We start from the raw sequence: 265 nt of genomic DNA, 5'->3' as shown, positions 1-265 counted from the left end.
CCTGATTTTGGTTTTATGCAGTTGCTCAAGCCATACATCGAGTTTGATCATAAACAGCGTTGGCAGATTACAGACGACTATCGTGTTGTACATCGGCTGAATGGTCATATTTTTGTTCAAAATCAGGAAATGCATAGTCATGGTGTCGGCACACCTGATTTAGGTCTTGGTGCTTATCGTGCAGCAAAGATCATTAATCAATTGCTTGCTGATCCTCTTTATGAAATAGGCAATCAAGCGCAGACATTCCAACACTTTAATCTCT

The 265-nt window shown here is 40.4% G+C and carries 1 pseudogene; it reads left to right on the top strand.

What is annotated here, in order from left to right:
- Nucleotides 1–265: pseudogene (locus B4F08_RS09450) on the top strand (ornithine monooxygenase); the annotation flags it as partial.

Source organism: Acinetobacter sp. UBA6720, from assembly GCF_002454215.1.
Taxonomy (GTDB): Bacteria; Pseudomonadota; Gammaproteobacteria; order Pseudomonadales; family Moraxellaceae; genus Acinetobacter.
The sequence above is the reverse complement of the archived record's forward strand: the minus strand, read 5'-3'. Positions and strand labels throughout refer to the sequence as shown.